This is a genomic window from Lactobacillus nasalidis, assembly GCF_016587775.1.
Lineage (GTDB): Bacteria > Bacillota > Bacilli > Lactobacillales > Lactobacillaceae > Lactobacillus > Lactobacillus nasalidis.
The window spans coordinates 1-8,721 of sequence record NZ_BOCG01000436.1 but is presented as its reverse complement, the minus strand read 5'-3'; the positions used below and the strand labels follow the sequence as shown (position 1 = coordinate 8,721).

General features: G+C 52.7%; 9 protein-coding genes. All 9 read right to left on the bottom strand.

The window, feature by feature from the left end; all coding sequences use genetic code 11:
* On the bottom strand, positions 1 to 171 hold a 171-nt coding region (locus tag lacNas_RS08065), incomplete at its 3' end, for a LysR family transcriptional regulator (RefSeq protein WP_201346763.1).
* A gap of 223 nt (positions 172 to 394) precedes the next feature.
* The gene (locus lacNas_RS08060) at positions 395 to 952 is read right to left on the bottom strand and encodes a GNAT family N-acetyltransferase (protein WP_244660718.1); all 558 of its coding nucleotides are present in this window, start codon (positions 950 to 952) and stop codon (positions 395 to 397) included.
* Between the two features lie 122 nt (positions 953 to 1,074).
* Positions 1,075 to 2,214 carry a low temperature requirement protein A gene (locus lacNas_RS08055; protein ID WP_201331464.1) on the bottom strand — a complete coding sequence of 380 codons (1,140 nt, stop codon included), beginning with the start codon at positions 2,212 to 2,214 and terminating at the stop codon, positions 1,075 to 1,077.
* Positions 2,211 to 3,158, bottom strand: coding sequence for an amidohydrolase family protein (locus lacNas_RS08050; RefSeq protein WP_201331463.1), 948 nt, complete (start codon positions 3,156 to 3,158; stop codon positions 2,211 to 2,213). Before lacNas_RS08050 ends, lacNas_RS08055 begins: the two co-directional genes overlap by 4 nt.
* Positions 3,159 to 3,184: 26 nt before the next feature.
* Positions 3,185 to 4,531: a 23S rRNA (uracil(1939)-C(5))-methyltransferase RlmD gene (rlmD, locus tag lacNas_RS08045; protein ID WP_201331462.1), complete on the bottom strand. Its 1,347-nt coding sequence runs from the start codon at positions 4,529 to 4,531 to the stop codon at positions 3,185 to 3,187.
* Positions 4,528 to 5,256, bottom strand: coding sequence for a TMEM175 family protein (locus lacNas_RS08040; protein ID WP_201331461.1), 729 nt, complete (start codon positions 5,254 to 5,256; stop codon positions 4,528 to 4,530). Before lacNas_RS08040 ends, rlmD begins: the two co-directional genes overlap by 4 nt.
* Before the next feature lie 59 nt (positions 5,257 to 5,315).
* Positions 5,316 to 6,242, bottom strand: a complete 927-nt coding sequence (locus lacNas_RS08035) for a diacylglycerol kinase family lipid kinase (protein ID WP_201331460.1) — start codon at positions 6,240 to 6,242, stop codon at positions 5,316 to 5,318.
* A 38-nt stretch (positions 6,243 to 6,280) separates the two neighbouring features.
* Positions 6,281 to 7,711 (bottom strand): Asp-tRNA(Asn)/Glu-tRNA(Gln) amidotransferase subunit GatB, encoded by a 1,431-nt coding sequence (gene gatB / locus lacNas_RS08030; RefSeq protein WP_201331459.1) that lies wholly within the window; start codon positions 7,709 to 7,711, stop codon positions 6,281 to 6,283.
* Between the two features lie 5 nt (positions 7,712 to 7,716).
* Positions 7,717 to 8,721: amidase family protein (locus tag lacNas_RS08025; RefSeq protein ID WP_201331458.1), on the bottom strand; the 1,005-nt coding region annotated here is incomplete at its 5' end.

Below are 8,721 nucleotides of genomic sequence, written 5' to 3'. Positions count from 1 at the left end.
CGTCAGCTTCAGCCGCCGCCCCCGGACAAACAGCTGGGTGCCAAGCTCCTCTTCCAGCTGGGCAATCTGCCGGCTCAAGGCCGGCTGGGTCACGTGCAGCACTTCCGCTGCTCTTGAAATGTTTCCTTCTCTGACGACTGCCAGATAATATTGCAAGGCTTTGATCTCCATTTATCATGCTCCATCTTTATTTAAAAAGGCGATACCACGCCAGCAGACAGGTTCAACTCAGCCGACTTGTCCTTTGCTTGCTCAAACATGGCAATCTCTCCTGTCTGTATTTTTTCTTCTTTTTAATTTTACCTGTTTCTATGCTTTTTTATCCAAAAAACATGACTCCGCTGCTTAAACGGAATCATGTTTTGAACAGAACATTTTCTTTATAAAAATATCGTTACTCGCCATTTTTAAGCCGCCGCCAGTCATCTTCCAAAATAGCCATCAAGATGTCGTCAGCGTATCGGCCCTGGTCTAAAACCGCATCCCGCAAAACGCCTTCCCGCTTAAAGCCCGCCCGCAGGTAGGCTTTTTCTGCCCGGGGATTAAAAGAGAAGACATCCAGTTCCAGCCGGTGAAGCTGCAGCTGGTCAAAGGCGAAATCACGGTTCACTTCAACCGCCCAGCTGCCAATCCCCTTCCCTCTTGCTGCCGGATGGAAGATGCAGATGCGGAAGTTAGCCCGGCGCAGGTCCCAGTCGATTTCATTAATCACGCTCTCACCAATGATTTTGCCGGCCGGATCTAAGATCAAGAAGAAGTACCTGTCTGTTTCTTTGATAGCCTTTAGGAAAAAAGACGTCACTTCTTCCTTGGTAAATTCTTCCTTGCAGCCGGTCAGTCTGGCCACTTCCTTGTCCAAGGGGCAGTAGTTCTGTAAATAATAATCGTCCACGTCATTGGCTTTTGCCAAGCGGATCGTGAATCCGTCTTTTTGCCAAGTCGTCTTCATCATGAATACTGCTTCTTTCGTTCAACTAACTCTTTTTTTCGTCCAATTTTGCCCGATTTTGGACGAAAAAGCAAATGATTGGACTAAAAAAGTCCTTCTACTTTTATGTAGAAAGACTTTTATCTTTAGCTCCTTGCTGCTGCCTGCCGCGGATGTTTCCATTTCCACAGCAGCATGCAAAAAGTTCCCAGGACGGCGAGCAATTCGCCAATTAAGAAGAAATAAGTATTGTTTCGGCCAACCAGCATCACCGCTGCTCCTGCTGCCAGGCTGGCAAATGCGATTCCCGCGTCTTTTCCAGTAAAGCGGTACTTTGCGCTGTAATAGGCACTGTCGATAAGAATGCTGGTGAAAAATACGGCAAGCGAGACAATCATCAGGCAGGCCGTAAACATTCTGTCTGCTTCCGGATTTTCCAGGAAATGAAAGCCAACCGTAACCAAGTTCAGCGCGATCAAAATAAAGTAGTGCGTAAACATCAGCCTCAAGGCTCTCTCTACCCGCTTATGGCTACACAAGGAATGCAACTGCAGCATGTAGCAGCCGAAAAGCAGGAGAATGACGGTGAAGGTCAGAATCGGCCGCATGGAGAAGTGCTGAACGTCAAAGTATTCAGTCATCCCCACCACGCCCTCGCCGAACGTTACGATCGTCAGCAGTTCAAACCTCTCAGCCAGGTGCGGGAAGCTGATGATGCTTATGTCAAAGTGGCCGCGAACAAAGAAGGGCAAAAATGCCCCGACCAGCACCGCCACCGCGTCCATCCAGATCACTGCTGAATCAGCATGAAAGATGGAGGCAAGAAAAGCCGCGAAATACAAAAGGCAGTCCACCGTCAGAATGACCAGCGAATTTTTGGCAGCTCCAGCGTCCTGCTGCTTGAGGCACAGCTGGATGAAATACAGCAGCCAGACGCACACGAGCATGACCAGCATTGACAGGTTGAAAGTCAAAGTCATCTCGTTCCAGTTCTTGGAAATCGTATTGGTCATGTAAACGGCACCGATCATATTCCCGGCAATCAGCAGGTATTCATGCCACTTCCACTGCCCGTAGCGGTTGACGTAATTTGTCATGTAAAGCCAGGCCTGCAGGATGACCAAAGCTACGACCAGGTAGGTCAAAAAGTCGGAAAAAGGAATAACGCCGTTTTTAGGCTCTTCTACCAGGATGGTCAGCCGGGAAATCGCGTAAACATAGATCAGATCATAGAAAAGCTCAATCTGTCCCACGGCTTTTTCTTTTACTTTGCTACTCCCGCTCATATAGATTTTTCTCCAAATTGCAGCAGCGCCACTGCATTGTCCTGGTAGATCCGCTTCATCTCCGGATTTTCATCCAGCTGTCTTTTCTTTTTAAGGACAATTTGGGCGGGAGAATGCGGAAAATCGCTGCCGTATACGATGTGGCTTTCATCCGCCACCATGCGCAGCTGGGCCAGCTGGACCGGTTCCGGGTCGCCGGCGATGTCAAAATACAAATTGGCGAACTCGGCCTTTGCGTCCACGGTCTCCATCATCCCCATCGAAGAAAGGATGCCGGAAACGCCTGAAAAGCGCGACAGCATATAAGGCAGAAAAGCACCGCAGTGCGGCACGACCCAACGGATATTCGGGAAGCGCGTCATGATTCTGTTGGCGATCATGTTCAACACGGCCCGGGTCGTATCTGCTGGATACTCATAAATAGCCGACACCTTGCCAGTAATCACATTTTCCGGTCTCTGTCTTGCCCGGCAGGGATGAATGATGACCAGCGTGCCGCGCTTGTTCCATTCCTCCATCAGCGGATCAAATAATGGATCGCCGAGGTAGACCCCGCCCATATTGGTGGCCACCTTCATGCCGGCAGCTCCCAGCTCATCCATGTCGCGGGCCGTCTCTGCAATGGCTGCTTCCACATCCGGCAGAGGAACCACGCCGACAAATCCGAGTCTGTCAGAATGCTTGCTGGTAATTGCCGCGAGCTCATCATTGATGGCTTTGGCGGCCTCGCGGGCTTTTTCTTTGTCGCCGTTGTAGATATGCGGAACAGGCGCCGACAGGATACTGTAGTCAATTCCGGCGTCCGACATGAAGGCCAAATGGTCCTCCACGCTCCAGGCCGGCAGCGGGAAGCCGTCCTCTTTTATAGGATCAATGCCAAGGTCCGTCATTGCCTGTCTAAAAGCTGGCGTTACCGCATGTGCATGGAAATCAATGCATTTCATAGCAAGTCCTCTTTGTTCTTTCAGCTTTATTCCTTCGTCAGCACCGTCACGCATTCCACATGTGGCGTCTGCGGGAACATGTCGACCGGGGAAAACAGGTCAGTCGTGTACCCAGCCTCCATCAAGAGCTGCATGTCCCGCACTAGCGTTGCCGGGTTGCAAGAGATGTAGACGACCTTCTTTGGTCCCGTCTTGACCGCGGCATCGATAAATTCCTTGGTCAGGCCCTTTCTCGGCGGGTCGACAAAAATCACATCCGTCTTCAGGCCTTGTTCGGCCCACTTCGGCATCAAGTCTTCTGCCTTGCCGGCATAGTACTTGGCATTGTGGATCTGATTGAGGCGGGCGTTGTTCTTGGCGTCCTTGACCGCGGCCTTGACCACTTCCACCCCGCGGACTTCCTTGACGTACTTGGCCGCTGACAGGCCGATCGTCCCGATCCCTGAATAAACGTCGACGATCAAGTCGTCTTTAGTCAGGCCGGCCTGGTCAATGGCCAGCTTGTAAAGGCGCGGCGTCTGCAGGGAGTTGATCTGGAAGAAGGACTGCGGCGAAATTTCAAAGGTCAAATCGCCAATCTTGTCGTCAATGTACTTCTTCCCCCACAAATGGTAGTCGTGTTCACCCAAAATGACGTTGGTTCTCTTCGGGTTGTGGTTGAGGAAGATGGACTTGACGCCCTCGATTTCCTTGATTTCGTCAACGACCGCGTGCAGGCCTGGGAAGTCCCGGTCCAGGCAGACCAAAACGACCATCATGTCGCCCGTAGCCGTTCCCCGGCGGACTTCCAGGTATCTTACCTGCCCAGCATGCTTTTCTTCGTCATAGGCCGGAATCCGCTTTTCCCGCAAGATGTCTCTGACCGCGACCAATACCCGGTCAATTTCCGGATCATTGGTGAAAAAGTCCTCCAGCGGCACCAGGTCATGTGAGTGCCGGCGGAAAAAGCCGATTTCCAGCTGCCCCTTGACCATTCTGACCGGAACCTGGGCCTTGTTTCTGTAGCCAGTTTCCAAAGGACTTGGCAGGGTGTCTGCCACCTTGATATCGTCCAGGTGGGCCTTGCTGAGCAGCTCCTTGACCTGCTTTTGCTTGAATTCCAATTGCTTGTCGTACTTGAGGTGGGCCAGGCTGGCCAGGCCGGTCTGCACGTACTGCCGCAGAGGCACCTTGACCCGGTCCGGGCTTTCCTTGACGATCTCGGAAATCCTGGCAAAAGCATAGCTCTTCTTGTCCTTCAGAATCTGCGCCTTGACCACTTCACCTGGCAGGGCGTTGTTGACGAAAACAGTTTCGCCGTTAACGTGGCCAACCCCCATGGCTTCATATGACAAGTCGGTAATTTCTACTTCGACGATTTCATTTTTCTTCATGATTTTTTATCTCCTTTGCGGGCCCGCTGACCACGATTATCTGGTGTGACAAAGTTGATGATTGGGAAGGCCAGATACAAAATCATCCCCAACCTTGGATTGACGAAAGAGATCAGAATAAAGGCCAAATTAAGCAGCAGCAGCCATAAAAAGCGCAGCCAGGAAAGCCGGCCCCAGATCTTCCGGTAGGTCTTGATGTGCGGCAGTGAGCTCCGCATCCCCACCATTTCCGTCGCCAGCTCGAAAATCTGGACCAAAAAGTACACGACCCCATAACTGACCACGCTCAAGACCGACAAATCACCCATGATCCACTTGGTCATGACCGGAATCAAGGACAGACTGGCTAAAAAGGCAAAGTCGCAGACCATGGTCATCTTGCCGGCCTGCATAATATGGAAGCTGAAGGCATGGTGGATTTCATACCAGAAATTGGCTACTACGAAAAATGAAATCAAATAGATCAAAATCTGGCTGAAGAAGTCCTGGTAGGCACTTTTGGACAAAGGCGCCGCGATCTCCAAGACCACAATGGTGATGATGATGGCGATTACCCCGTCGTTAAAAGCCATTAGGTGTTCAGCCAATTTAGCCCCGGACTCCTTAATGGCCTTCTCCCGGTACTGGCGCAGCTGGTCCCACTCGCTCTGCTCTTCTGGCGTCAGAGGCGGCAAGCTGCGTTCGGCCCGCCTTCTCGCTAATTCTTTCTTTTTGTTGGTTATCATGCTTTACCCCTAAACACAAAAATAGAGTCTGACAAAAGTCAAACTCTATTATAACAGGTCTAACCGACGTAGAATTCGATTCGTTCCCGCAAGTTTTCAAAAGTTACCGGGAAGATCCCGCCTTCTTCCCCGTCTAAGTTGACGGAGAGCTTGTCGTCGCGGTTGTGGCCGATCAGTTCGGCCTTCAGGCTGGTGGTCTTGGTGTAGATGATGTTCGGGTCATCCACGTGCTTGCCGTTCAGGGCCAAAGCCATCAGCCGGAGCAGATTGCCCGGGTCGCTCGGCTTGACCACGATCAGCTGGAAGAGGCCGTCAGAAAGCTCGGCGTTCGGCATGATCTTTTCAAAACCGCCAATGGAGTTGGTCATCCCCAGCAAAAGCAGGGAGAGCTTTCCTTCGTAAACGCCCTTGTCAAAAGTCAGCCGCATTTCACATTCGCTGAGGTTCGGCAGCATTTCCGCCCCTTTGATCAGGTAGGCCGCGTAGCCCAGGGCCGACTTGACGTCTGAGGAAACCCCGTAGGTCAATTCAGCTAAAGAACCGGCCGCGGCAATGTTGACGAAGTACTTCTGGCTGCCGTCGCCGAAATCGGCCCGGCCGACGTCCATCTTCTGGACCTTGTCCTTGAGAATTACCCTGGCTGCTTCCACCACGTCATCGCGCGGGATCTTCAAGGCTCTGGCGTAGTCGTTGGTCGTCCCCGCCGGAATGATGGCCATGCGCGGGCGCTCTTCCTCCGGCAGAAAGGCAATGCCGCTGACGACTTCATTGATCGTGCCGTCCCCGCCGGCTGCCACTACCAAAGAGAAACCGTCCTTGGCTGCCCGGGTAGCCTCGTTTTGGGCACTGAACGGAGCAGGCGTGGTTCTGAAAGCACTGGCTTCATAACCCGCTTGTTCCAAAATATCCAAAATATCCGAAACGTTCTTTGGCATTTGTTCATGCCCTGAGACCGGATTGTAAATCAAGCGCGCGCGCTTAGTCATCTGTTTCACCTTTTTCTAAAAAATCTGCGCTTCCCGCCTTAACGGCTGGCCAGATCGGCCATGAGAAGCTTGTTGATCACCTTAGGGTTGGCCTTGCCCCGGGTCTTCTTCATGATCTGGCCGACCAAGAAGCCGATTGCCCGGTCCTTACCGTTCTTGTAGTCTTCAACAGACTGCGGGTTGGCGTCGACAACTTCCTTGACCATCGGCGCCAGAACGCTTTCGTCTGACAGCTGGGCCATGCCGTTTTCTTCGACGTACTTCTTCGGGTCGGTGCCGTTGGCAACAGTTTCCGCGAAGACCTTCTTGGCGATCTTGGAAGAAATCGTCCCGTCGGAAATCAGCTTGATCATGGCTGCCAGGTTTTCTGGAGTCAAAGCAATGTCCTTGAGTTCGGCATGCTTTTCGTTCAAGTAGCCGTTGACTTGGGTGTTCATCCAGTTGGCTGCCTGCTTCGGGTCGGCACCGGCAGCAACAGCAGCGTCAAAGAAGTCGGAGCTTTCCTTGTTTTGCAGCAGGACGTTGACGTCGTATGGCTTCAGGCCGTATTCGCCCACGTAGATTTCCCGCCGTTCGTCAGCCGTCTTTGGCAAGTTGGCCGCAATTTCGTCAACCCATTCCTGCTTGATGTGGTACGGAGCCAGGTCAGGTTCTGGGAAGTAACGGTAGTCCGCGTCCCCTTCCTTGACACGTTCCAGGACAGTCTTGCCCGTGTTGGTGTCAAAACGGCGGGTGGACAGGCGAACCCGGCCGCCGGACAGGAGGATTTCCTGCTGGCGCTTTTGTTCGTAAGCCAGAGACAAACGAACGTGTTCAAAGGAGTTCAGGTTCTTCATTTCGACCTTGGTCCCGAATTCCTTCTGGCCGGCCGGACGGATGGAGATGTTGGTGTCAATTCTCATTGACCCTTCTTCCATCTTAACGTCGGAAGCCCCGGTAAACTGAACGATTTCCCGCAGCTTTTCCAGGTAGGCAACGGCTTCGTCAGGGTCAGTCATTTCTGGTTCAGAAACGACTTCCAAAAGCGGCACGCCTTGCCGGTTGTAGTCGACATAGGAGAAGCCGTTGGTGCCGTGGGTGTTCTTGCCGGCGTCTTCTTCGATGTGCATTTCGTGAATGTGGATCTTCTTCTTCTTGCCGTGAACTTCGACTTCCACATAGCCGTTTTCAGCCAGCGGCTTGAAGAACTGGGTGATTTGGTAAGCCTTCGGGTTGTCCGGGTAGAAGTAGTTCTTCCGGTCAAAGTGGGTTACCGGGTTGACGTGTGAGTGGGTAGCCAAAGCGACCATCAAGCCAAGGCGGTAGACTTCCTTGTTGACCATCGGCAAAGTACCCGGGTAGCCCCAGTCGATAACGTTGGTTTCGGTGTTTGGCTTAGCCCCGTAAGTTACTGGTGAAGGTGAAAAGATCTTGCTCTTGGTCTTCAACTCAAAGTGGACTTCCAGACCGATAGTTGACGTAAAATTCATTTAAATTAATCCTCCAATCCAGCTGGTGTTTGTTCGTAGAACTTGTTGCTGCGCTCGATGAAGTCAGCCACTTGGAAGACATGACCTTCGTCAAAGCGCTTGGCCATGATTTGGAAGCCGACCGGCATCCCCGTCGTCTCGCTCAGGCCGGCTGGCACGCTGGCTGCTGGAATCCCGGCCATGTTGGCGGAAATCGTCAGGATGTCGTTGTTGTACATCTTGATCGGGTCAGAAATTTCTGAGTTCAAGTCAAAGGCAGTTTCAGTTGAAACCGGCCCGACAATGACGTCGTTGTCTTCAAAGATCTTGTCAAAGTCCTGGCAGATCAAGGTTCTTACCTTGGCTGCCTGCAGGAAGAACTTGTCGTAAGCGCCGGCTGACAGGGCAAAGGAACCCAGCATGATTCTCCGCTTGACTTCGTCGCCAAAGCCTTCTGACCGGGACTTAAGGAAGACTTCGTCCAGGTTCTTGGCTTCAGCCCGGTAACCGTAACGGATCCCGTCGTAGCGTTCCAGGTTGGCGGAAGCTTCACTGGAAGCGATGATGTAGTAAGTCGGCACGACGTACTTGGTGTGCGGCAGGGAAACTTCGTTGATGATGGCACCAGCCGCGCGCAGGGTTTCGATCTGCGCTTCAACTGCCTTGCGGACGCCTTCTTCTACGGCGTCGCTCATGTATTCCTTAGGAACGGCAACCCGCAGGCCCTTGACGTCCTTGCCCAGGAAGCTGGTGTAGTCCGGTACTTCCTTTTCAGAAACAGTGGCGTCGCGGTCGTCGGCCCCGGCGATCACGTTCAAGACTTCAGCTGAGTCCTTGACCCGCTTGCTCATGACCCCGATTTGGTCCAAAGATGAGGCAAAGGCGATCAAGCCCCAGCGGGATACCCGGCCGTAAGTCGGCTTGATCCCGAAGATCCCGTTGAATGATGCCGGCTGGCGGATTGAGCCACCGGTGTCACTACCCAAGGCAGCAACTACTTCGCCGCTGGCAACGGCAGCTGCTGAACCACC